This window comes from Verrucomicrobiaceae bacterium, assembly GCA_016713035.1.
GTDB lineage: Bacteria > Verrucomicrobiota > Verrucomicrobiia > Verrucomicrobiales > Verrucomicrobiaceae > Prosthecobacter.
In genome coordinates this window covers 228,746-250,671 of record JADJPW010000006.1, presented here as the reverse complement: position 1 = coordinate 250,671, position 21,926 = coordinate 228,746, and the positions used below count along the sequence as shown (strand labels likewise).

Below are 21,926 nucleotides of genomic sequence, written 5' to 3'. Positions count from 1 at the left end.
TACTCGACGACCATGAGCCGTAAAATCCCGCTTATCGACTGCCATAACCATGTGGGCACGGACTTGCTCTTTTACCTGCACGGCGATTTCCCCTATGCGCAGCATTTGGTGGCGATGCATGATGAGGGCCGTGCGCTGGGGGTGGATGCGTGGATCGTCTTCCCCTTTGTGAGCCACTTAGCGCTCGATGTGGCGGCCTTTTTGTCGAACGAGATCAAGGACGAGCGTGGGCGGCTACATGATGTGCCTTATGCTTTTGAGAACCGCCGCTTGCTGCGGGAGGTGTATGATCTCTTCCCAGAGGAGGGGCGGCGCATGCTGCCTTTCATCATGGTCGATCCGATGCGCAATACTGCGGCCCAGGCGCAGGAATTGAGGCAGCTACGCAAAGAATACCGCTTCCACGGCATCAAGATGCAGACGACGATCCTCCAGTCGGACATCAAGCATCTGCGGGATCGCGGAAAGGTCTTTCTGGAGCTGGCGGCGGAGTGGGATGTGCCCTTGCTCATTCACTCTAGTGTGGCGGAGAGTGATCTGTGGGCGCAGGCGAGCGACATCCTGGACATCGCAGAGGAGAATCCGCATCTGCGCTTCTGCCTAGCGCACTCCTGCCGCTATGACAAAGAGTGCCTGGACCGCGTGAATGCGCTGCCGAACACCTGGTTCGACTGCTCGGCGCACGTCATTCACTGCGAGGGTGCGACGAAGGACATGGCTTACATCGCGCCACGAGCGCGGCGCTTTGACACGGATTACAGTGATCCTGGGCGTGTGATCGCGGATCTGGCAGCCGCATATCCGAAAAAATTCCTCTGGGGCAGTGACTCACCTTTTTACAGCTACGCAGCAGAGATCAATGGCTCCGTGGTGCGGCTAATCAGCACCTACAAGCGTGAGCTAGAGGCGCTGCGAGCCAGCTCGGCAGAGGTGGTGGAGCGCATCGCGGGCACAAACACGCTGGAGTATCTGCGCCTCGCGGATGAGAGCATCGTCTTCCCTTAAAATTCACTCCGCACCTCACGCATCATGAGCACACGCACCGGCCTACTTGCTGCGGGTAACTTCATCGTGGATCACGTCAAGATCATCGACGCATGGCCACAGCAGGACATGCTGGCAAATATCACGGTGCAGTCGCAATCGAACGGCGGCGGGCCCTACAACGTGCTCAAAGATCTAGCGGCGATGCAGGCCCCCTTCCCCCTCGCAGCGTGCGGACTAGTGGGCGAGGACGCGAACGGTCACTGGATTCAAAGTGACTGCGAGGCACACGGCATCGACACGACGCTGCTGCATCGCACCCGCGAGCTAGCCACCTCCTACACGGATGCGATGACGGTGCAGAGCACGGGAAGGCGCACCTTTTTTCATCAACGCGGAGCGAATGCCCACTTCGACGTGGCGCACTGTGACCTGAGCGCAAGCCGGGCGCGGATTTTGCACTTTGGCTATCTGATGCTGCTGGATCGGATGGATAGCTTCGATGCGGAGGGGCGAACGTATGCCTCCAGGCTACTGGAGCGGGCGAGAAGCGTGGGCATGCAGACCAGTGTGGACATGGTGAGCATGGAGCATGCGCAGTTCCGCCAGATCGCCGTGAGCGCACTGCCTTTCACGGATCATCTGATCGTCAATGAAGTGGAGGCTACTCGTGTGCTGGGGCGTGAGCTGGCAGCGCAGGACTCGCGTGCGCTGGTGGATGCAGCGGGGCAGCTCATGGCACTGGGGGTGCACCAGAGTGTGACCATTCACACAGAGCACGGCTGTGTGTGTGTGCTGCGAGACAGCAGCAACGGTGTGCAGGGCTCTTTGCGACTGCCTGCGGGCTTCAGCCAGGGAGCGACGGGTGCTGGAGATGCCTTTGCAGCGGGCTTGCTGCTGGGGCTGCATGAAGGCTGGTCGCTGCCAGAGAGGCTGCGCCTAGCGGTGTGTGCGGCGGCGATGTCGCTGACGCATCCCACACCGTCCCAGGGTATGCGGCCTGTGGCGGAGTGCCTCGCACTGGCGGGGAGTTTTCCGTTTCGCGAATTTTGACGTGGCGGCTTAGCGACCGAGGACGGATTTCAGCACCTCGATGCAGCGCTCATTCTGCGGCATGGTGCCGATGGAGATGCGCACCCACTCAGGTAGCTTGTAGGCGGCCATGGCGCGGACGATGACGCCCTTGTCCATCATCGCTTTGAAGACGGCGTTGCCATCACCTACTTTGACGAGGACGAAGTTCGCGTAGCTGGGGATGTACTCGAGCCCCAGGGCCGCAAACTGGGCCTGGAGGTAGATGCGGCCTTCATCGGTGATGCGCTTGGTTTTCGCCTGATGCTCCTCATCGAGCAGACCGGCCAAGGCACCGGCCTGAGCGATGGAATTGAGGTTAAAGGGCTGCCGCGTGCGCTGAAGCACATCGATGAGCTCTTTGTTCGCGATACCGTAGCCGACGCGAGTGCCCGCGAGGCCCTGGATCTTCGAGAAGGTGCGTAGGATGACGACATTGCGCCCCTCACGGACGTATTTCAGCGTGTCCGGCGGATTATCGAGGAACTCGTAATACGCCTCGTCAAAGACGACGACGACATGCTCTGGCACCTTGGCCATGAAGCGGTCGATCTGCTCCTGGGTGACGAGAGTGCCGGTGGGATTGTTCGGATTGGCGATAAAGACCTCCTTCGTCTGCGGCGTGATGGCAGCGGCCATCGCATCGAGATCATGCACGTAGCCGGGATCTGGCACTTCGATGGTGTCTGCGCCGAAGACCTTCGCCATGAGCTTATAGACGAGGAAGGCGTGCTCGGCGGTGATGATGTTGTCACCGGGCTTGAGGAAGGCGTGACCGATGAACTCGATGACTTCATTGGAGCCGCAGCCCATGATGAAATTGCCCATTTCGAGTCCAAATTTCTCCGCCAGGGCATTGCGCAGCTTCCAGGAGGCACCGTCTGGATAGATGTTCACTTCGCTGACGGCTTTTTGCATGGCCTCGATGGCTTTGGGGCTGGGGCCGAGCGGATTCTCGTTGGAGGCCATTTTGATGATGTCCTCTGGGCGGAGGCCGCGCTCACGAGCGACGTCCTCGATGGGTTTTCCGGGTTCGTAAGCGACGAGGTCTTTGAGCTGCGGGTTGGCGGTGTTCCAGATGGACATGGGATGGCGAGTGAGGGCCGCTTCCATGAGCGGATTTCCCCGCGTGGCAAGCTTTCGGAGAAAACAGCACGGTGTTTCTTCCCAAGGCGGCTTTTTGCGTATCATAGCCGCCATCATGACTCGATTGCGACTCCTCTCATCCATCCTGGCAGTGCTCGGGCTCGGTGCGGCCTCATTCGCCGCGGAGCCAGATGGGCTGCGGGAGGTGGTCAAAGGCATCCGAGCAGGCGATCAGGAGGCGCTGGCACCGCTGAAGGCACTATTTGATGAAAAAGCTGCTTCGCTGGTGCTCGATGTCATCACCAGCAAAAACGTAGGCGGTGGCATGAAGGCGAGAATGGCCGAAATCGTGGCCAACTGGCCCGTAGATGCCCCTGGGCGCAAAAACCTGCTCGATTGGCTACCACGTCACTCGAACGCAGATGAGGACACGCTGCTTTTTTATGGAAAACTGGCCTCGAAGGAGACGCGGCCGTTTTTCGAGACGCTGCTGCTGCATGGTGATGTGAAAAGAGAGCCTGTGCGTGTGGCGCTCTCTGCGCAGGCTCTCGGAGTCTGGCAGGATGTGACGGAGCCGGTGCTGACACGCGTGCGCAGCCTGCTCTCCCCTACCCTGCCGCATGTACTGCGGGCCAGTGCGGCGGAGGCGCTGGGAGGCATGCGCCACATCGAGTCTCTGCGTGCCTTGGTGGCGCTGGTAGAGGATGAGGCGCTGGCCGCGCATGCCGCGCGGGCGCTTTTCCGGCTCACGGGTGAGGATTTTGAGAATGACTCCGCTACACGCTGGCAGACCTGGCTCACCGAGCACCCGCGTATCGACTGGAAGATGCACGCTGCTAGCGAGTGGGAGAATTACCTTCGCACGCAAGCGCTGCTCAAACCGGCAGAGGATGTAGCGGCGGAGATGCAGGCTTTTTATGGCGTGCGACTGAGTGGAAAGAGCATGCTCTTCATCCTGGATGTGAGTGGCAGCATGGAAACCAATGGCCGCATCAGCAAACTGCGCGGCCAGATGGCGAACATGCTCACCGTGCTGCAAAACCGGCCCGCGACGACTCGCTACGGCATCCTCACCTTCAGTGATGGCGTGACGCCCTGCTTCTCACGCGGCGGCATTTCATCGAATGAGGAAAAGGCGCATGAAAAGGCAGTGCGCTTTGTGGATCGGCTCCAGGCCGATGGCGGCACCGATATGGTCACTGCGCTGCGATACGCCCGTGAGCGCATCCTCCCTGCTGCGGAGGTGGATACCATCTACCTCCTCAGTGATGGCGAGCCCTCCGATGGCTCTGCGCAGGATGTGCTGGATGCCGTGCGGGCCACGCATCAGCGCTTTCAGACTCGTTTTCACACGATCAGCATCGGAGAGGCCCCACCGGCGAATTTTGGTGAAAAATCACTGCTGGAGGAAGTCGCCGCGATCACTGGCGGCAGCTTCACGCGTGTGCGTGAGGAGTGAGGCAGGCATCTGCGGTCAGGATGAGCTCCACACGCTGATCATGGGCCTCTGCGGGCACATCCTCTTGGAGCTGGAAGGCGTGAGCGAGGGTGATTTTTCGTGCGCGGCAGCCTGGATCAGCCAGGAGCCGGTCGTAGTAGCCGCCACCGCGTCCGAGCCTAGCGCCAGTCTTTGGTGAAAAGGCCAATCCAGGCACCCAAATGACATCCAGAGCTCCGACAGCCAGTTCTGGACAATGCGCCGCTGGCTCCCATGCGCCGAGGATGCCCCGCTCATAATCCGCCGCATCACGAATCAGCCGTGGAGTAAGTTTTTCATCCGCTACAGCAAAGAGGGCGGCCCGGTGGCCATTCTGAGTCAACCACGGCAAAAAATGCGTCACTAGATCCGGCTCGCCACGCAGTCCGCCATAGATCGCGACGGTCATGGATGTGCTCCAATGCTCTGAGGCATATTTTTGCGCCACAGAGATGAGCGTGGCGCATTCATCCTCTGTGACGGCACGCATGCGTGCTCGCATGGTGGCACGGAGAGCAGCTTTGGCAGCGATGGAGTCGGACATGCACATTTGATAAGCCGAAATCGCCACTCAGAGAAGTGAGAGATTGCCAAAAAGCCCTGCCTGGATGAAGAATCATGACGCATGGCACAAGACACGCTCACCGCGCCCGAAAATCAACGCACTTGGACAGGCATCGCCGTCTCTGCGGGTGTGGCGCATGCAGTGGTGCATGTGATGAAGGATCACTTCGATGAGCCGGATGAGGATCGCATCCTCACGGACGATGTGGAGCATGAAATGACCCGTCTGCACACCGCTCTGGATGTGACGCGAAAGGAGATCGAACAGCTCCAGTGTGACATGGGCGGCGAAGCCGGCGGGCCGGAGAGTGAGATCTTTGAGACCCATCTGCTCATCCTCCAGGACAGCTCCATTTTAAAGCAGGTGGAAAAGACCGTGCGCGAGCAGCTCGTCTGCGTGGATGCGGCCTACTACCGCCTGATGACGCGGCACATGGAGCGACTGCGCGGTGCGCAGGATGCGTATCTGCGGGAGCGATTCCTAGACATCAAGGACGTCACCCAGCGAGTGATGCGCCACCTGCGCGGCGAGCTGCTGGAGCAGCCCATGTTTGATGAGCAGGTCATCATCGTCGCCCATGATCTCACCCCATCCGACACGGTAGCGCTGGATCGCACAAAGGTGCTGGGCTTTGCCCTAGAGACGGGTAGCGCCCTCTCCCACGCTGCCATCATCGCGAAGTCGCTGGCTATCCCCGCTGTGATGCGCCTGCATGGCATCTGCGAGCATCTGCACAGTGGTGATAGCGTCTTGCTCGATGGAGAAGGCGGCCTGGTCATCCAAAATCCATCTGCGGAGACTCTCGCACGCTACCGCGCCCGTGAGGAGCAGGCGGAGAAGCGCGAGGATGTCTTTTGGGACAGCCGACACGATGCGACTACCACACGCTGCGGTCGCGACATCTGTGTCGGAGCCAATGCAGAATTCGTCGAGGAAGTGCAAATCGTGCAGGACAGCGGCGCGGAGGAGGTTGGACTCTTCCGCACAGAAATCCTGCACCTGGAGAACCCTGATGCGACAGAGGACGAGCTCGCGGAGGCCTATGGCAAAGTGGTGCTCTCCCTCGCCCCGAAACGTGTCGTTTTCCGCACCCTCGATCTCGGTGGAGACAAGGTGGATGACATCCTCGCTGCTGAACCAGAGCCGAATCCCTTCCTCGGCTGGCGTGGCATCCGACTGACTTTGGGCAAGCGTGATCTCTTCCGCCGCCAATTACGTGCGCTGCTGCGTGCAGCCGTGCATGGCCGTGCGGGCATCATGTTTCCGATGATTTCCGGCTTGCAGGAGGTGCTGGATGCCAAAGCACTGCTGGCGGAGTGCCAAGCTGAGCTGGAGGCAGAGGGCCGCCCTGTGCCAGAGAGCGTCGAGGTCGGTGCCATGATCGAAATCCCCAGCGCCGCACTCGTCGCAGATCACCTCGCAGCTGAGGTGGATTTCTTCAGCCTCGGCACGAATGACCTGGTGCAATACACCATCGCCGTAGATCGGCTCAATGAGCGTGTCTCTGCACTCTATCAGCCCACGCACCCCGGTGTGCTGCGGCTGGTGGACATGTCGGTGCGTGCTGCACGCGGTGCGGGCATCCGCATAGGGATCTGCGGAGAAATGGCATCCAATGTGGAGCTCACGCCGCTCATGATCGGCCTCGGGCTCAATGAACTGAGCGTCGCGGCTGCACAGGTGCCGCGTGTGAAGCACGCCGTCCGCCAGCTCGACTGCCGTGAGTGCGAGACTCTGGCCCGCGAGGCTCTGAGCAGCCCGGACGCAGACGCGATCCTCGCCAAAAGCCGCGCACTGGCCATTCGCTGCTATCCAGAGCTTTTTGCCTGAGAGACGGAGTGCCCTTCGCACGTCACTCTGCCATGCCACACCGTCTTTACACCATTCTCTTGGTTTTGCTCATCGCCACCCAGGCCGCCTATGCAGCAGCTCCGTGCTTTGTCTTCATCATCGCAGACGACATGGGCTGGGGAGATGTGGCCTTCCATGGTGGGAGTGCCCCCACGCCGCATCTGGACAAGCTCGTGCATGAAGGCGTGGAGCTGACGCAGCACTACGTCGCACCCGTTTGCAGCCCCACACGCACCGGACTCATGACTGGACGCTGCTGGAGCCGCTTTGGCGTCACCACACCGCAGAATGGCCGTGCGCTGCCGTGGGACACCATCACTCTGCCCTCGGCGCTGAAGCAGGTCGGATACGACACCGCACTCACCGGGAAATGGCACCTCGGATCGAAGCCCGAGGAGGGGCCGAACCACTTCGGCTTCGATCACAGCTATGGCTCACTCGCTGGCGGCGTAGGCCCCTGGGATCACCAGTATAAAAAAGGCCCCTTTCAGACCACCTGGCATCGCAATGAGAAGCTGCTGGAGGAAAAAGGCCACGTCACCGACCTCATCACCGCTGAAGCCTGCTCCTGGCTCGAAAAGCGCGATCCAGCACGCCCATTCTTCCTCTACGTGCCATTCACCGCCGTGCATCTACCGGTCAAAGAACCCACCGAATGGCTCGCACGCGTGCCAGCAGCCATCACCGGCGATTTGCAGCGCCATTACGCTGCCTGCATCATGCACCTGGATGACAGCGTGGGCCGTATCGTCGCCACGTTGGAAAAAATCGGCCGCCGTGCCGATACCATGCTCGTTTTCACCAGTGACAACGGCGGCAGCACTGCAGAAAACGCGGGCCAAGCCTATCCCGCAGACGATTATCCGCCCGGCAAGCTCCCAGGCCGCAACACACCCTTTCGGAACGAAAAAGGCAGCGTCTATGAAGGCGGCACACGGGTGCCCTGCATCGTGAATTGGCCCGGAAAGCTCACTCCAGGCCGCCATGAGCATCCCGTCCAAATCACCGACTGGATGCCCACTTTTTGCGCCATCGCCGGTTGGAAGCCAACGAGCCCCCTGAAGTGGGATGGCGTCAATCTCTGGCCCCAGCTCGCCGAAGGCACCACCCCTGCCCCACGCCACATTTACACCGTTGCCCCAGGCTTCAAATCACGCTCCTTCCGCTCCGGCCACATGAAGCTCGTCCAGCACTCCAAAGACAAAAAAGACATCCTCGAACTCTACGACATCTCCAACGACCCCAAGGAGAAAAATGACCTCGCCAGCCACTCCCCCGCTCTAGTAAGCCAACTCCACGCCGCCATGCTCGAATACGCCAAAGCCGACAAAGACGCCGTCGCCGAGTAATGAAGTAAGCACATGGACCCATCTCGACCTCGCACACGCATGAAAATCACTCGCCGCATCCTCACAGCCACCCTGCTCACCACAGCAGCCCTCCAGGCCCAGTCCCCGAACGCCGAGCTCATCTCCCCGCAGGTAAAATCCGCCGTGGACAAGGCCGTGAACTGGCTCGTCACCCAGCAGCGGGAGGCCGGGTGCATCATTGATGAAAAAAACAACGGCAAGCTGAAGCGCGGCGATTTACCCTCCCACAGCGCGGCGATGACCTCCCTGGCACTCATGGGACTGGCCAGCGTCGGTCACATGCCAGATGACCCCACCCCACAGGGAAATGCCGCCGCCAAAGCCCTGCGCTTTCTCGTCGAAGGCATCGAGCCCGATGAAAATGGCTATCTCGGACGCAGCGACCGCAGTCGCATGTATGGCCACGGCATCATCTCACTCACCCTCGCCGAAATGGTCGGCCACGCACCCGATGAAGCCACCGACCGCCGCATGCGTGAAATGCTCGAAGGTGCCGTAAAGCTCACCCTCCGCTCCCAGCAGGTCAGTAAAAGCGAAGCCAACCGCGGCGGCTGGCGCTATGAGCCCCAGAGCAGCGACAGCGACATCTCCGTCACCGTCTGGCACCTCATGGCACTCCGTGCCGCCAAAGACGCCGGTTTTGACGTCCCCAAAGACGCCATCGACCGCGCCGTCGCCTACATTAAGCGCAGCTACCAAGCCGAGCGCGATGCCAACGGCAATCCCAAGACCGACTCCGCCGCCTTCAGCTACGAGCCCTACGGCGGACGCAAGACCTTCTCCACCACCGCCGCAGGGCTGCTCTCCCTGCAAGTATGCGGTCAATACGAAGCCCCCGAAGTCACCGGCTCCGCCAACTGGCTCATGAAGTCCCCTCCAGAAATCGCCGAGCCCTGGTTCTTCTACGGCTGCTACTACTACGCCCAGGGCATGTACCAGCGAGGGGGCGACCACGCCGCCACCGCCCGCCAGCGGACCGAGCAGATCCTCGTCGCCGCCCAGAGCCCCGAAGGAAGCTGGCACCCCCGCAACGGAAACGAAAAAAGCGCCGGTGCCGTCTATGCCACCTCCCTCGCCCTCCTCAGCCTCTCCGTGCATCACCACTTCCTACCGATTTATCAGAAGTAGCTAAGTAGCAATGGGCTTGTAAAAGAACACCGTGGCAGCTCTCAATATGGCACTGCATGAATATGATCCCTCTGCAAAGCGGAGATGGGGAGGCTTTAGCCGAACTGCAACCACTTGTGGATAGCGTGAATTTGTTGTGCAGGTTTGATGTTGATGAGTGGCCCGGGATTTTTGCCGCTCTTTTACGAATCCTTAAAAAACGCCACTGGCTATGTCCCCAGAACTGACCGCCGCCTTTAAGAAAGGCAGGAAACTAATCGAAGAGCAGGTGCCTGTACTCATTGACCGCTACCGCAGAGGTGAGCTGAGCCGTGAGGAGACTATCAAAGCGTTCATGGCCCCGCCTTTCAATTGCTCCAGTCGAATCCGCGCTGAAGTTTGGCTGAAATGATCCCCATGGCCGTTTTGGCTTCCCCCCGGCTTGGGATGGCTAGAATCATGGTTTGGAGTGCCCACTTGATGAGGGCGTTTTGGCTTCCCCCCCGGCTTGGGATGGCTAGAATTCACGCTGGAATTCCAAACAATTAGCATGTGTTTTGGCTTCCCCCCCGGCTTGGGATGGCTAGAATAGTAGCTGGTTCACCATCGCCGCAAAAGCCGTTTTGGCTTCCCCCGGCTTGGGATGGCTAGAATAAGCTGGCAAACTGACTTCGGAGCAGGCTAGTTTTGGCTTCCCCCCCGGCTTGGGATGGCTAGAATCACCACCGCCATCAGCACCGGTAGCATCCTGTTTTGGCTTCCCCCCCGGCTTGGGATGGCTAGAATCAAGGTGCTGCTGGGCAGCGCCTCGGCGGCGTTTTGGCTTCCAGCTGCTGGGCAGCGCCTCGGCGGCGTTTTGGCTTCCCCCCCGGCTTGGGATGGCTAGAATCTGTTAAAGTTCTGGTAGAGGCATACATTGGTTTTGGCTTCCCCCCCGGCTTGGGATGGCTAGAATGGGCGGCTCCTCACGAGTGGCGCAACACTAGTTTTGGCTTCCCCCCCGGCTTGGGATGGCTAGAATAAGATTGCCCTCAGCGTACGTTCTCTTTGGGTTTTGGCTTCCCCCCCGGCTTGGGATGGCTAGAATTCCTGCTCGCTTGAAGCAATGGATTCACTGGTTTTGGCTTCCCCCGGCTTGGGATGGCTAGAATACCCCGTGAATTTTGATTGAAGCGGATACGTTTTGGCTTCCCCCGGCTTGGGATGGCTAGAATGTCCTAACCCCTGCCCCGTTGAACTTGTGTTTTGGCTTCCCCCCCGGCTTGGGATGGCTAGAATCCGCCGATGCGACCGACGCCTGGTTCACTGGTTTTGGCTTCCCCCCCGGCTTGGGATGGCTAGAATCTTCCGGTCAAGTTATCACGGGCAAAGATTGTTTTGGCTTCCCCCGGCTTGGGATGGCTAGAATTATTCTTCACGTCTCTTACTGGAAACACTAGTTTTGGCTTCCCCCCCGGCTTGGGATGGCTAGAATTGCGGAACACGTTGCCACTCGCCGTCGGCGTTTTGGCTTCCCCCCCGGCTTGGGATGGCTAGAATTCCGCATCATGCTGGAAGCTGCGCACTGGCGTTTTGGCTTCCCCCCCGGCTTGGGATGGCTAGAATATCCTCGCTGAGCAGCTCGCCCCCTTTGCAGTTTTGGCTTCCCCCCCGGCTTGGGATGGCTAGAATGAGCTCTTCTAACGCAGTCGCCCGCGTCACGTTTTGGCTTCCCCCCCGGCTTGGGATGGCTAGAATCCCATTGAGCCACTGCCATCTCCAACTCCTGTTTTGGCTTCCTCCCCGGCTTGGGATGGCTAGAATCAAACGTCGGAGTCGTCTGCACATGAATCAGTTTTGGCTTCCCCCCCGGCTTGGGATGGCTAGAATGGCTTTGATGCGCTGGTGGATGATCCTCTCGTTTTGGCTTCCCCCCCGGCTTGGGATGGCTAGAATTGCTCTCCAGCGCATTCAGCGTCTTGCCATGTTTTGGCTTCCCCCCCGGCTTGGGATGGCTAGAATAGGGGTGGCTGCCTCGCCATCGCGGTGCCAGTTTTGGCTTCCCCCCCGGCTTGGGATGGCTAGAATATGATCTTGTTGAAGGTGGTGAGCCACTTCGTTTTGGCTTCCCCCCCGGCTTGGGATGGCTAGAATAGGTTATTTATCTTCAATGATGGAACAGGGGTTTTGGCTTCCCCCCCGGCTTGGGATGGCTAGAATGGAGGTCCATAAGGAACGCGAGGGAACCCGGTTTTGGCTTCCCCCCCGGCTTGGGATGGCTAGAATAGAGCGCGGGGAGCCACCGTTAGGCGACTCGTTTTGGCTTCCCCCCCGGCTTGGGATGGCTAGAATAATCAACGGGGTCACTCACTGGATGCCTATGTTTTGGCTTCCCCCCCGGCTTGGGATGGCTAGAATGCCACGATGGATCTCACCGGTTCAGGCACCGTTTTGGCTTCCCCCCCGGCTTGGGATGGCTAGAATGCGTGGCTGGTTGCGCGGCACGGGCTGGGCGTTTTGGCTTCCCCCCCGGCTTGGGATGGCTAGAATTGCGCTACGCGAATTGCCTCCGCGACATCCGTTTTGGCTTCCCCCCCGGCTTGGGATGGCTAGAATCTCCTCACGCACATCAAAGGTGCGGCGGGTGTTTTGGCTTCCCCCGGCTTGGGATGGCTAGAATGTGAAGCTAGCTGTGGAGGCGGCAAAGACAGTTTTGGCTTCCCCCCCGGCTTGGGATGGCTAGAATAAGTGCGTCAGCGCACTCCGCGCCCGCTCAGTTTTGGCTTCCCCCCCGGCTTGGGATGGCTAGAATCTCTGTTCCGGTGTCCAGCTTTAAGGGTGCGTTTTGGCTTCCCCCCCGGCTTGGGATGGCTAGAATCGAGTTTACCGCTTCGGGCACAACGTCTATGTTTTGGCTTCCCCCCCGGCTTGGGATGGCTAGAATTTGCCATACAAGAAGCGAACTTGACCCTTGTTTTGGCTTCCCCCCCGGCTTGGGATGGCTAGAATTCCCGCTACCTCCTCGAGCGCTGGAGAGCAGTTTTGGCTTCCCCCCCGGCTTGGGATGGCTAGAATTTTTCTTCCTGTGGAAGCCGGTTCCACATGTTTTGGCTTCCCCCGGCTTGGGATGGCTAGAATTTTGCAGCCTCGAAATAGAGTCTTGGATGCGTTTTGGCTTCCCCCGGCTTGGGATGGCTAGAATCCGGGGAGCCTAGTGGCCGCGCCAACACCCGTTTTGGCTTCCCCCCCGGCTTGGGATGGCTAGAATCAAAGCCGCCTAGGCCGCCCCACTGTGGCTGTTTTGGCTTCCCCCCCGGCTTGGGATGGCTAGAATGAGCTGGTCAATCATGCGCCGATCTTCTGAGTTTTGGCTTCCCCCCCGGCTTGGGATGGCTAGAATGCACCATTGCAGCCTTGTCACCGAGAGCGCGTTTTGGCTTCCCCCCCGGCTTGGGATGGCTAGAATATTAAAGTTTTGAATCCACGCTACGCTATGGTTTTGGCTTCCCCCCCGGCTTGGGATGGCTAGAATATTTGGGCCTACTGGCAGATGAATCCAGTAGTTTTGGCTTCCCCCCCGGCTTGGGATGGCTAGAATATCGGTTTCGACGCGGCGAGGCTTGAGCTTGTTTTGGCTTCCCCCCCGGCTTGGGATGGCTAGAATTGCCGCGAAGTTATTGAGCGCTGGAGAGCAGTTTTGGCTTCCCCCCCGGCTTGGGATGGCTAGAATACCCTGTTGCACATCGACGGACCGGCCTTGTTTTGGCTTCCCCCCCGGCTTGGGATGGCTAGAATCTGAAAAACGTATTCCAGGACGGAAAGCCCGTTTTGGCTTCCCCCCCGGCTTGGGATGGCTAGAATACCCTGTCGCACATAGACGTAACCGGCCTTGTTTTGGCTTCCCCCGGCTTGGGATGGCTAGAATAGGTGCCAAGGGGCACTAACGGCGATGCTGGTTTTGGCTTCCCCCGGCTTGGGATGGCTAGAATCGTAAGGGCCGTAAAGGCAGGCGAGAACCGGTTTTGGCTTCCCCCCCGGCTTGGGATGGCTAGAATCGGGAAGCCTGAGCAGCGGCAGCGGATCGAGTTTTGGCTTCCCCCCCGGCTTGGGATGGCTAGAATCCAGGCATGAATGGAGCGCTTGCCAGAGTCGTTTTGGCTTCCCCCCCGGCTTGGGATGGCTAGAATCTCCGAGCTGCGCACGTTGCGAGGCGAGGAGTTGTGGCTTCCCCCCCGGCTGGGGATGGCTAGAATTGCGTGGAGGTTACTACACGGTCGGCCCTAGTTTTGGCTTCCCCCCCGGCTTGGGATGGCTAGAATGTTGTTGGGGTTTCCCAAGCGGAAGCATTTGTTTTGGCTTCCCCCCCGGCTTGGGATGGCTAGAATAGGACATTGACGAATCACCTCATAATCAATAAGATAACAACACTTCTAGCCATCCCAAGCCGGGGAATAAGGAAGCCTTAACTGATAGTCCGCCACATCCAGCCCTGCCTTTTCAGAGGCACCTGCGGTGTGGCGGACTTCATTTTACCAGAACTCAATCTGCTCAGGAATCGTCAGCTTGTCCGGTGGATGGTTCCGCTGGTAATCACTTCCGCTCACACAGATTCCACGAGTCCATTGTGCATCCGTCAGGAATAGGGTCCTCACGTTGCCAGCGGGCGGGATGATCTTTTGAATACGGTCGGTATGCTTTTGCATCCGGTCCACATCCGGGCAGGCTCGCGTATAGACGCTGAACTGGACCATGAAAAAACCGTCTTCGAGCAGGGCATTGCGGAAGTCCGTCGCTGCTTTCCGCTGCTTTTTGGTCAGCACCGGGAGATCAAACATGACAAGCATCCAGCCCATACGAAATGGTGAGAGTTTGATTTTTGGCATGGCTTGTCATGGGATGATGACGAGGAGCGTGTCCTGTCTTTTGAGGAGCAGCCTGCTTGAACCTCAGCAGGTGCTGCTGGTGTGCGAGAGACTCGGCAGCCACAAGGGCTCCGGGGTGAGGTGGCTGTAGCTGTCCGCCAGCGTGCTCGCGCTCTTGTCGATGGCGTCCAGTAGCTTCAGGGAAAAAGGCTCGCGCTCCACCCGGCGCTCGCGCAGCTCACGGCCAATGTGCTTGCACCACTCCGCCTCAGTCACTTCGGGAGCCTGCTGCATGAACTCCGCCAGCATGCAATCCACAAAGGGGCGGAAAGGCTCCATGATGTCATAGACCAGCGAGTCACTGCGGTAGCGTGGCACATGGCCGACTCCGAGGAGAGGGGAGAGGCCATGCACGATGAGCGAACGGTGGCACAGGGCCGACAGAACTGTATAACCGTAATTCAACATGCGGTTGGGCGGGGTGTTGAGCTTGCGGTCGCGTTTCGTTCCGGTCCAGCCAATGCTAGGAAAGTAGAGCTGCCAGTAGTGTTTGGCGCAGTTTCCTTCATCCACCTGCTTGATCTTCATGGCCCGCTCCAAATGGGCGCTGAAGAGTTCACGCTGCCGCAGCACAGCCTGCTGGTTGGCGGTTTTACCCAGCAGAATCTTTTGCCAGATGCGATCGTTTAGGCGTTTGGGTTGCGCCGCCTGGTTCATGAAGGCCCGCGTGTCAATGATGCGCGGCAGCGGCATGGTGAGGCCCACGGGCTGGTAGCTGTCATTGCAATGCAGAATCATCCCGTCCTGCTCCAGAATGCCTGCCACGGCGTTGCTGGTCAGGGTGACACCGCGTGCCGCGATGACCAAAGCGCGAATGTCTTCCAGCGGGCGTTTGCGCTCCTGCGCATCCTCTGAGTCTTTAGGTGGGCGGCAAACCAACATGCCACGGTCGCGCCCAATCGTGCAGCCGTGAGTAAGTATATGGACGACATGGTAGCTCATGGTGATTTGTGATTAGTGTTTTTATCTGTAATTCACGCTACTCTGCGGAATCCGCTTTTTAGGAGGCTTGTGATCGGGATTTTCTTAAACTCTGATCCATCAGGAGCACGCAGATCACATTGGCCGTTGCTTTGCTGTATGCCCCCCAGTCGATACCTCCCACGAGCCATTTTTTGTTTTCCAGAAACGACATCCTCATTGATTTCAATGACGCATCCAGATTGGAGGAAGGCAATGAACTCCAAACATTCATTGGATGCTTTCAATCCTTTCTCCATTGCCGCAGGGGACTCAAAAACTTTGACGGCTTTGATTCTCGGCGCCTTTTTTTGATCCAGGTAAAGTAGCTGCCCTTGGTGACTACCCTTTCGACAACGCCATTGCCCTCGTCCTTCAGCCTCGCTTTCAGGGGTCTGATCCTTGGCGAGGTTTTCATAATTCTCTTTGGCGGGCATGTCGGACCAGCAGGACGCTTTCTTGATCAAGGGGCCGTTCTCACGAAGGCGGAAATCAGCGCAAAAATCCATCCAATGCATTTGTTGAGCGGCAGTCCCGTCAATCTGATCCATTTCCATAGCTACTGTGTTTAAAGCTGTGCGTATCACGCTATCCCTCACGCTTGAAATGGCGCTCCGTAGTTTCTTGATACTAAACTTGATGAGTTCGCCTTCCATGGATTTGCTCTCGAAGGGCATTTCCAGCACCTCGCGACGAATCGCCCCTTGGAGCTCACCCGTTTTGCCTTGGCGCAATCCATAAATGGTCTCGCGCAGAACGGGTCTTTCAAAGCGCAACTCTTCCGGGGCGACACGGTCAAGATAGTCTCCGAAGAATTCGGGTTTAGCGACAGCCTTGGGAAGACCAAAGAAGATGTTCTTGCCTGGATCGCCAGCCCAATGAGGCAGGAACGATAGAACCATGGCGTCCAGTGCATGGTGGCGTTTGTCCTCCCGGCATTTGTCCTCGACTTCCTTTTGTGCCTTGGTCACAGCCTCCCGTGCTTTGCGGACGTCAGAAAGGGAGGCGTCCGCGTCACGCAACGTTTGCAAATCAGTGAGGCATTGTTCGACCTTCTTCTCCAACTGCTCAATTCGTCCTTCTCCGCCAAGCAGTCGATAGAGTTTGTAACGTTTGGCAACGCGGTTAGTCACGGCTCCAGTCACCACCACAATGCTTTTTCTCTGTCCTTCGAAATCCAGCGGCCAGCCATATTTGAGGCAGATTAACGTGCGAGCAAGCTTGGCAATCCACGCCGTCTCCTGCAACGCGGTGCGCTTCTGAACCATGTCCTGCGCGTCGGTAAGGCTTTTGGTGGTGAGCAGCTTCTTCTTGAAGGGACGCATCTGCGAGCATGACCGCACGTCATTGACAAAGGCATCCCACGATCTGCCGAACCTCTTTTGCTCAAAAGCATCCGCATGAAAGAGGGTTCCTTGTTCTCGATTGCAGCTCTGGCAGGCAAGAACAAGGTTCATGTAGGCTCGGGGCCCGCCCATGCTGTCCGCAACGATGTGAGCGATTTCGGCATTTTCGAGCGAGACTTTTGTCCGCGTGGAATTGATCACACAGGCGTCGCTAAAGCAATTTCCACAAAATAGGCACATGCCTTTCTGCTCGCGGCAGAGCTGCCATTTGAGGATGGCATTCGGCGAAGCTTTCGCCCCTAGTTCGGACAAGGCTTCCAGCCGCTCATCCCGCCGTTGGTTTTGGAATTCAATAAGAGCTTTTTTCTTGTCGCTCTTTTTGCCCATGAACTCATCGCGGGCGAATTCGAGGACGACCTTGTTCGGACGTGTGGCCTCGCTGGTGAAATCCTTCTCAAGGATTTGATCGAGCAGCAGTAGGCGGTGGCGGATGCGGGGATTGATCTCGTTGTTGATGAGGTCGGCGATAGCCTCTTTCCTCTGCTCTTCGTTCGACTGCGCGGCTTCGTTGTATTTCTCCAAGCGCTCGTCTCTCACGGACAGTTTTTCCCAGCAGGCCCCCAAGCTCTCGAAGAAGCTCAAGTTTTCGGTAATCAGACCCTGGGTAGGAACCGTGTTAAGCTCACCCATTTTGGTGGTAAGCTTGATGGCCTTGCGCAGTTGGCCCCAGGTGCCAGCGCAGTCTGCAATCACTTCATTGGCGTTGCTGAGATCAATCAGCTTGGCGCGGAACTCCAGTGGGGAGAGGCCGGAAAAGAGCAGCGCCCGGAGGATGCGCAAAGCCGGGCGGGAAAAGCGAGAACGCCCCGTGCGGCGAGGCTTTTCGATGATGATGTCTTTGACTTTGTTATCCTGCCCCGGTTTGGGCGTGTGAGGTTTGTTGAAATGCTCTTCAAGCCAGTCGCTCATCTTGGCGCGGGTGATGGCCCCTTTTTGTCCGGGAGATTCAATGCCGGGAATTACGGTTTGATGGAAGTGATCCGTATAAAGCTTACGCATGTCCTCCGCGTTGAGCCAGTCACGTCCATCCTTGAGTTCGGGCACGAAGCGGAAGTTTTTAACCTGAAGCAGGAAGGACACTTCGGCAGCGAGGAGGCTGTCGGCATCCCACTGGCCGACCTTGTTGCGAACAAGGTCGCATTTGGCGACGTTGTAGCGTGGCAGCAGGGCACAGGTGCCGACGCAGCGATTGTCAAAGGTGGGTGCTTTTTGGCCCAGAGCAGCATTCCATTCGGCCTCCTTGCCGCGCACATAGTCGCCCTCTCCCTTATGGCGGGCGAGGTGCTGCATTGCCTCACGGCGTTGTTTTTCGACTGCTTCGAGTTTGGGATCGCGACGCGGGATGTTGGGATAGGCGATTTCCGGGGGACCGTAGGCGATGAAGCGGGCTTTCCCGGCAAGCTGCGGCAGCAGTGTTTCTGCTGCGTGGCAAAGGGCCATGAACTCGGCCTCCACCATGTCTCGCGGAAAGACGGCGGGCATCTTGTTGGCGTCGGCGATGACTTTTCCGCCGGGTTTCGGCTTCTTACCGGGATCATTTTGATCATCCCATTTGGCGGAGCGGGCGTCATGACGGCACCTCAGTTTAATCTCTGCAGGGTTATCTTGGCTCCATAAGCCCATGCGATAAGCTTCCCAGAAACACGGGTGCATGTAGAGGGGATCATCCTTGGCTATAGCGGCGACGGCATCCCGCATGGCCTTGGCGCGCTCCAAGCTGACAGCTTCTTCCTCTCGCTGCTTTTGCTCTTCTTCGGAGAGAATCGCAGCGGTTTCTTCACCGTCTTCGCTTTCTTTGACCGCCGCGTCAGATTTTTTGCTGTGCGCTTTGCTGGCAGCACGAGGCTTGTTTTGTGTGTTTGAAAGAGGAGCCTCATGAACCCGTGCCCAAGGCACTTTGGGATCATAGCCACGTTTCTGAATGGCGGAATGAAGAGCTTTAAAGACCTGCCAGTCTTCGAGTGTGCGTCCCTGCACTGCGATTTGTGCTTTTCCTCCAAGTAGTAACAGGCACCTCAAAGAGGCTCCGCAATAGACAGTGTTGGAGCCGACATCATCATTGGGTGCTCCATCATCCGTTTTTTCACCGAGGTGAGGTGGAAACTCACGTTCGAGTTTGTAGTCACCTTTTTCGGCGAGCTGATACCGCAGCCTGCCATCCGGTAGTTTGACGCGGTTGTCAGTGATCTTGCGGCCATGCAGCACGGCGTTCTTCAGTCCATTTGATTCAAAAACCTCCCGCAGCCACTTTTCACGAGCTTTGTGGGCGAGGCGTGTGCGGAACATGCGACGGCGCTTGCGCTCATTTTCCATTGAGGCCCACATCTCGGGCACTGTGCAAGAACGGACGATTGGGAAAGAGAAACTGCGGTCGTTTCCTGTTCCTCTCTGCTCCAGCAATGCAATCCCGTAGGAACCAATCCCCAAATCCAATGCCAGGATGCGCTGCACCGCTGCATTGCCCGTCTCCGATTTTGAGTCCGTGCTCATAGATGCCGTTATCTTACCTAATTCACCTAAAAAAAGCAAGTGGACAGATAGAACTAGGATTTTGGGCATTTAGCCCGTGTTGCCGTCAGGCTCAAAGGTGCTCATGCGCGGTCCAGGGTGTTGCGTGGCTCTATATGGGGCCGACCATGCAAAAGCCCGCCCCACGCGGAGGTGGAACGGGCTAGAGTCTTTTGCGCTCTTGTCTGCGGCCGCGTTTAGGCGAGGGCGGCAGAGGCGGTGGCGTTTTCAAAGCCTTTGTGGCCGAGCTGCTTCACAGCGAGATTGAGCTGATCATACTCGATGGGCTTCTTGATGACCGTGACGGGGCCGTGAGACAGGATGCGGCTGAGGATTTCGCTATCAGGGTAACCTGTGATGACCACAATGGGGAGGTCTGGGTGCAGGGCCTTGAGCTGGGAGTAAACCTCGTCCCCTGGGATGTCCGGCAGTTTGAGGTCGAGGAAGACGAAGTCGAATTTCTGCTTTTTGGCCATCGCGACGGCCTCTGAGCCAGTGCCGACGACCAAGCGCCCGAAGCCAGCACGCTTGAGGAACTGCTTGAATAGAGCCTGGAGCGCGGGGTCATCATCCACCACGAGGACGGTGGGCTGGCCGCCGCTTTCTTCGTCTTTGCGCAAGACGTCACGGTCGAGCAGGCTGCGCTTGATGCGCCAGCGGCCACCGATTTGCACAGCCGGCAACTGGCCGCGCTGAACGAGATAATAGACTGTGGGCAGAGGAATGCGGAGGTATTCCGCAGTTTCCTTGACCGTCATGAGTTCGGGCGGGGCAGTGTCGGCCATAATAGAGAGGAGCAGTGGTTTCTAGGTCTTGTTGTGGTTGATATCGGGAAGTAGGGCCGAATGGGAAGAAGCTGATTAAACTAACTTAATTATCATTATTTTAATAGTTCTCCCCGCTGCGGGTTATGTCGTTTTCGAGAATAATTGGTAGATTTGCGACTCTCTGTCAAAAATGCAATAGCAAAATGCTAGTTGATGTAAATCTTTCCTATTCGTGAACACTTTCATACAAATCAGCATCACACGGGAAAAGCGCACGGAATAGAGCCAGTGTAATAAGGCCACCGAAGTAGCAAATAGAGGCTGTATGAAGCCATGGTTGACCTTTGCTTGGCTTGACCTTTGACTCACGGCTCTGCTGACTATGTCTTTTATTCAACCAAGCCGCCTGCATCGCCCGTTCTGGGTTGTGGGGATGTTTTTGGTGCTCATGGCTGGATTATACGGCTTGTTTTTGGCGGTGGATTACCGGTGGAACTGGTCAGGTGTTTGGCGCTACCGCGTGGAGTTTCTTTATGGATGGCTCACGACTTTGATGGTGTCTGTCGCGGCGATGGGGGTGAGTATCGTGCTGGGTTTCCTGCTGATGCTGGGCCGGAGGGCTGGCTCTGAGCCGCTGAGGATGCTCTGCGGTGCTGTGGTGGCGGTGATCCGCGGCTCACCGCTGCTGGTGCAGCTTTTGATCGGCTACTACATCGTGGCGGAGGCGCTACGGGTGGGCTCGCCAGTTCTGGTGGGGGTCTTTTTATTGGGCGTGTTTCATGCGGCGTATCTGGCGGAGGTTTTTCGTGGGGCGGTGGAGAGTATCAGCGCCTCGCAGCTAGAGGCGGCCCGGGCGGTGGGTTTTGACCGGATGCAGACCTACCGCTTTGTCGTGGTGCCGCAGGCACTGCGGCGGGCTCTGCCTGGGAGCACTGGGCAGTTGGTTTCCCTGCTGAAGGATTCATCTCTACTGTCGGTGATCGGCATCGAGGAGCTGGTGCAAAAAGTACGCATCATGAATGCGGCGAGCTATGCGCCGCTGGAGGGGTATATCCCGCTGGCGCTGGCGTATCTGGCTGTCACCCTGCCGTTGGCCTGGCTGGCGCGGCGTTTGGAAGGGAGATTCGCATATGAAACTTGAGGCTCGACAGGTCACCAAGCACTTCGGAAAGCACCCTGCGCTGGATGGGGCGGATTTCTGCACGGATGCCAGCGCACGGGTTGTGGCACTGCTGGGCCCCTCTGGCGGGGGGAAATCCACCCTGCTCCGCGTCCTCGGTGCCCTGCTGGTGCCGCAGGCGGGCAGTGTGTGGATCGACGGTGCGGAGCTACCCCATGACGAAGAGCTGGCACTGGCGGCGCGGCGACAAAACGGCTTTGTTTTCCAGGGCTACAATCTTTTCCCGCATCTCACTGCGCATGAAAACATCTGCCTCCCGCTGCGTGAGGTGCATGGACTCAGCGGGGAGGCGGCTGCGGCTCGTGCTACGGAGCTGCTCACGCGTCTGGGGCTGGCAGATCATGCCCAGAAGCGCCCGGCGCAGCTTTCTGGCGGGCAGCAGCAGCGTGCAGCTATCGCACGGGCTCTCGCGCCGCGTCCGCAGTTATTGCTGCTGGATGAGCCCACGTCTGCGCTCGATCCAGTCATGACGGGCGAGGTGCTCGATGTCATCCGGGAGCTAGCGGAGGCTGGACAGAGCATCGTGCTAGCCACGCACGAGATTAGTTTTGCGCGGAAAGTGGCGGATTGGGTGGTCTTTCTCGCCGAGGGCCGAGTCCTGGAGAGCGGGCCAGCGGTGGATTTCTTTGCCCGACCACGCACGGAGCCTGCTCAGCGCTATTTAGAGGGACTATCCCGCTACCGCTGAAATGG

General features: G+C 58.3%; 14 protein-coding genes and 2 CRISPR repeat arrays. Of the genes, 8 read left to right on the top strand and 6 right to left on the bottom strand.

Annotation, left to right across the window (positions count from 1 at the left end):
* Positions 1–12 precede the first annotated feature (12 nt).
* Positions 13–1,005 (top strand): amidohydrolase family protein, encoded by a 993-nt coding sequence (locus IPK32_18125; GenBank protein ID MBK8093835.1) that lies wholly within the window; start codon positions 13–15, stop codon positions 1,003–1,005.
* Positions 1,006–1,029: 24 nt separating this feature from the next.
* Positions 1,030–2,037 (top strand): carbohydrate kinase family protein, encoded by a 1,008-nt coding sequence (locus IPK32_18120; protein ID MBK8093834.1) that lies wholly within the window; start codon positions 1,030–1,032, stop codon positions 2,035–2,037.
* A 9-nt stretch (positions 2,038–2,046) separates the two neighbouring features.
* Here the strand turns inward: IPK32_18120 and IPK32_18115 are convergent, their stop codons facing one another.
* Entirely contained in the window at positions 2,047–3,141 is a 1,095-nt protein-coding gene (locus IPK32_18115) for a histidinol-phosphate transaminase (protein MBK8093833.1), read from the bottom strand.
* Positions 3,142–3,256: 115 nt separating this feature from the next.
* On the opposite strand from IPK32_18115, the gene IPK32_18110 reads away from it, so the two are divergent.
* The gene (locus IPK32_18110) at positions 3,257–4,600 is read left to right on the top strand and encodes a VWA domain-containing protein (GenBank protein MBK8093832.1); all 1,344 of its coding nucleotides are present in this window, start codon (positions 3,257–3,259) and stop codon (positions 4,598–4,600) included.
* On the opposite strand, the gene IPK32_18105 is transcribed toward IPK32_18110, so the two are convergent.
* On the bottom strand, positions 4,578–5,162 hold the full coding sequence (locus IPK32_18105) for a 5-formyltetrahydrofolate cyclo-ligase (protein ID MBK8093831.1): 585 nt from the start codon (positions 5,160–5,162) through the stop codon (positions 4,578–4,580). The two genes, IPK32_18110 and IPK32_18105, sit on opposite strands and share 23 nt — an antisense overlap.
* 81 nt (positions 5,163–5,243) lie before the next feature.
* On the opposite strand from IPK32_18105, the gene ptsP reads away from it, so the two are divergent.
* The 3 genes from ptsP to IPK32_18090 are packed head-to-tail and all read left to right on the top strand — an operon-like array spanning position 5,244 to position 9,532.
* Complete coding sequence (ptsP, locus tag IPK32_18100) at positions 5,244–7,013, top strand: phosphoenolpyruvate--protein phosphotransferase (GenBank protein ID MBK8093830.1); 1,770 nt, start codon at positions 5,244–5,246, stop codon at positions 7,011–7,013.
* Between the two features lie 32 nt (positions 7,014–7,045).
* Entirely contained in the window at positions 7,046–8,383 is a 1,338-nt protein-coding gene (locus IPK32_18095) for a sulfatase-like hydrolase/transferase (protein ID MBK8093829.1), read from the top strand.
* Positions 8,384–8,422: 39 nt separating this feature from the next.
* Entirely contained in the window at positions 8,423–9,532 is a 1,110-nt protein-coding gene (locus tag IPK32_18090) for a hypothetical protein (GenBank protein MBK8093828.1), read from the top strand.
* Positions 9,533–9,934: 402 nt separating this feature from the next.
* A CRISPR array of direct repeats spans positions 9,935–10,297; the repeat unit is 25 nt; unit sequence CCCCCCGGCTTGGGATGGCTAGAAT.
* A gap of 67 nt (positions 10,298–10,364) precedes the next feature.
* A CRISPR array of direct repeats spans positions 10,365–13,875; the repeat unit is 36 nt; unit sequence GTTTTGGCTTCCCCCCCGGCTTGGGATGGCTAGAAT.
* Positions 13,876–14,019: 144 nt separating this feature from the next.
* Here the strand turns inward: IPK32_18090 and cas2 are convergent.
* From cas2 to IPK32_18070, 4 genes are all read right to left on the bottom strand, one after another.
* Entirely contained in the window at positions 14,020–14,373 is a 354-nt protein-coding gene (gene cas2, locus IPK32_18085; protein MBK8093827.1) for a CRISPR-associated endonuclease Cas2, read from the bottom strand.
* Positions 14,374–14,436: 63 nt separating this feature from the next.
* Positions 14,437–15,354, bottom strand: a complete 918-nt coding sequence (gene cas1, locus IPK32_18080; protein ID MBK8093826.1) for a type II CRISPR-associated endonuclease Cas1 — start codon at positions 15,352–15,354, stop codon at positions 14,437–14,439.
* A gap of 32 nt (positions 15,355–15,386) precedes the next feature.
* Positions 15,387–19,337: an HNH endonuclease gene (locus IPK32_18075; GenBank protein MBK8093825.1), complete on the bottom strand. Its 3,951-nt coding sequence runs from the start codon at positions 19,335–19,337 to the stop codon at positions 15,387–15,389.
* Positions 19,338–19,483: 146 nt separating this feature from the next.
* Positions 19,484–20,071 carry a response regulator gene (locus IPK32_18070; protein MBK8093824.1) on the bottom strand — a complete coding sequence of 196 codons (588 nt, stop codon included), beginning with the start codon at positions 20,069–20,071 and terminating at the stop codon, positions 19,484–19,486.
* Positions 20,072–20,501: 430 nt separating this feature from the next.
* On the opposite strand from IPK32_18070, the gene IPK32_18065 reads away from it, so the two are divergent.
* Both IPK32_18065 and IPK32_18060 read left to right on the top strand, forming a co-directional pair.
* The gene (locus tag IPK32_18065) at positions 20,502–21,194 is read left to right on the top strand and encodes an amino acid ABC transporter permease (GenBank protein ID MBK8093823.1); all 693 of its coding nucleotides are present in this window, start codon (positions 20,502–20,504) and stop codon (positions 21,192–21,194) included.
* Positions 21,184–21,921: an amino acid ABC transporter ATP-binding protein gene (locus IPK32_18060; protein MBK8093822.1), complete on the top strand. Its 738-nt coding sequence runs from the start codon at positions 21,184–21,186 to the stop codon at positions 21,919–21,921. The genes IPK32_18065 and IPK32_18060 overlap by 11 nt, the downstream gene beginning before the upstream one ends.
* Positions 21,922–21,926: the final 5 nt, after the last annotated feature.

What these genes read in the sequence shown, in the direction of transcription:
- IPK32_18125 (MBK8093835.1), top strand. Translation starts at nt 13, where the DNA reads ATGAGCCGTAAAATCCCGCTTATCGACTGCCATAACCATGTGGGCACG.
- IPK32_18120 (MBK8093834.1), top strand. Translation starts at nt 1,030, where the DNA reads ATGAGCACACGCACCGGCCTACTTGCTGCGGGTAACTTCATCGTGGAT.
- IPK32_18115 (MBK8093833.1), bottom strand. Translation starts at nt 3,141, where the DNA reads ATGTCCATCTGGAACACCGCCAACCCGCAGCTCAAAGACCTCGTCGCT.
- IPK32_18110 (MBK8093832.1), top strand. Translation starts at nt 3,257, where the DNA reads ATGACTCGATTGCGACTCCTCTCATCCATCCTGGCAGTGCTCGGGCTC.
- IPK32_18105 (MBK8093831.1), bottom strand. Translation starts at nt 5,162, where the DNA reads ATGTCCGACTCCATCGCTGCCAAAGCTGCTCTCCGTGCCACCATGCGA.
- ptsP (MBK8093830.1), top strand. Translation starts at nt 5,244, where the DNA reads ATGGCACAAGACACGCTCACCGCGCCCGAAAATCAACGCACTTGGACA.
- IPK32_18095 (MBK8093829.1), top strand. Translation starts at nt 7,046, where the DNA reads ATGCCACACCGTCTTTACACCATTCTCTTGGTTTTGCTCATCGCCACC.
- IPK32_18090 (MBK8093828.1), top strand. Translation starts at nt 8,423, where the DNA reads ATGAAAATCACTCGCCGCATCCTCACAGCCACCCTGCTCACCACAGCA.
- cas2 (MBK8093827.1), bottom strand. Translation starts at nt 14,373, where the DNA reads ATGCCAAAAATCAAACTCTCACCATTTCGTATGGGCTGGATGCTTGTC.
- cas1 (MBK8093826.1), bottom strand. Translation starts at nt 15,354, where the DNA reads ATGAGCTACCATGTCGTCCATATACTTACTCACGGCTGCACGATTGGG.
- IPK32_18075 (MBK8093825.1), bottom strand. Translation starts at nt 19,337, where the DNA reads ATGCCCAAAATCCTAGTTCTATCTGTCCACTTGCTTTTTTTAGGTGAA.
- IPK32_18070 (MBK8093824.1), bottom strand. Translation starts at nt 20,071, where the DNA reads ATGGCCGACACTGCCCCGCCCGAACTCATGACGGTCAAGGAAACTGCG.
- IPK32_18065 (MBK8093823.1), top strand. Translation starts at nt 20,502, where the DNA reads ATGGCTGGATTATACGGCTTGTTTTTGGCGGTGGATTACCGGTGGAAC.
- IPK32_18060 (MBK8093822.1), top strand. Translation starts at nt 21,184, where the DNA reads ATGAAACTTGAGGCTCGACAGGTCACCAAGCACTTCGGAAAGCACCCT.